The following is a 1,511-nucleotide window of genomic DNA, read 5'->3' as shown; positions in this document are numbered from 1 at the left end:
TCGCCGGGTTCGTCGCGGCCGAGGCGTTCGTGTTCGGTGCCGTACGCCTCGTCAGACCTCGCGACCGCGGGCCCTTCACCTGGAATCCGTACGGCAAGTGGCTGCTCCTCACCGGCGTCGCCGTGTGCTTCGGGGTGGGGCTCCCGGCGGTGTGGACCGGCACTCCGTGGTGGGTGGTGCCCGCCGTCGGAGTTCCCGTCGCCGCGTGCGCGGCGGGTGTGATGCACCACTCCCTGCGGCTGCGCACCGCGGGCGGAGCGTGAGGGCCACCCCGCACGGGGCCTCCGCTCACGCCCGGGGCCGGGCCTCGGTCACCAGTTGATCCACGTGCCCGGGCCCGGGGCTCGGGGTTCGGAGCTGGGGACTCGTGGCTCGGGGTTCGGAACTCGTGGTTCGGGGCTCGGAGTTCGAGGCTCAGAACTCGGGTGATCCCGCCGGGGGCGACAGCGCCGTCGGAGACGCGTCGCCGGCGTCCCGGCGGGCGGTGTGCGTACGTGCCACGATGCCGGTATGCGGGTCGTCGTGGTGGGTGCGGGGCAGGTCGGTCACACCGTGGTGAAGTCGCTCGCCGAGGCGCACGAGTGCACGGTGATCGACATCGACGAGGCGCGCCTGGAGGCCCTGTCGCACGCCTACGACGTGCGGATCGCGCGCGGGAGCGGCACCTCGCGCGAGACGCTCCTCGAAGCCGGTGTGGCCGACGCCGAGCTGGTCCTGGCCTGCACGTCGCGGGACGAGGTCAACCTGGTGACCGCCATGCTCGCCCGCAGGCTGTCGTCGGCGCGGACCGTCGTGCGGGCCACCGGAATGGACTACCTGGACGCCTGGCGTGCGGGCGATCTCGACGTGGACCTCCTCGTCTCGACGGCGTTCGAGACCGCGAGCGCCGTCGTGCGCGTCCTCCACGTGCCGGGTGCGCGGCACGTGGACTTCTTCGCCGGCGGCGAGGTGGTCGTGCTCGGCGTCGACATCCGTGAGGAGAGGCCGCCGCGGTTCGCCGGCCGCCGTCTGCGCGACGCGGACCTGCCCGCGGCGTCGCGGGTGGTCGCCGTCGTGCGCGACGGGCAGTGGATCAGACCGACCGCACAGGAGGTGCTGCGACCCGGCGACTGGGTGATCGTGATGGCGTCGCTGGCGGCGGCGCGCGCGTGGAGCCGGCTGGTCACCGGGGCCGAGCCCGTCGATGACGTCGCGCTCTTCGGCGCCGGGCGCAGGGGGACGGCCATCGCCCGGGTGCTGCTCGACCGGGGGCTCTCCGTGCGGCTGATCGAGCCGGACGCGGCACGGGCGCGCGCGGCCGCGGCCGCGCTCGACGGGGCGCGGGTGTTCCACGCGACGGGCCTCGATCCGGCGTTCCTGCGCCGCGAGCGCGTCGGTGCGGCGGGAGCGGCGGTGTTCGCCAGCGGAGACGACCCGCGCAACCTGTACGCGGCGGTGCTCGCGAAGGCCCACGGGGTCGACCTCACCCTGACGGTCCTCGAGGACCCCGCCGCCGCCGAGGTCTTCGAGGC

1 protein-coding gene and 1 pseudogene are annotated in these 1,511 nt (G+C 74.9%); both read left to right on the top strand.

Going from position 1 to position 1,511, the window contains the following annotated elements; all coding sequences use genetic code 11:
- Positions 1-263: pseudogene (locus tag AOK18_RS30020) on the top strand (hypothetical protein); the annotation flags it as partial.
- Between the two features lie 247 nt (positions 264-510).
- A partial coding sequence (locus AOK18_RS30015; RefSeq protein WP_055696337.1) for an NAD-binding protein occupies positions 511-1,511 on the top strand: 1,001 nt, incomplete at its 3' end.

The sequence above is a fragment of the Streptomyces prasinopilosus genome, assembly GCF_001419695.1.
Classification (GTDB): domain Bacteria; phylum Actinomycetota; class Actinomycetes; order Streptomycetales; family Streptomycetaceae; genus Streptomyces; species Streptomyces prasinopilosus.
The sequence above is the reverse complement of the archived record's forward strand: the minus strand, read 5'-3'. Positions and strand labels throughout refer to the sequence as shown.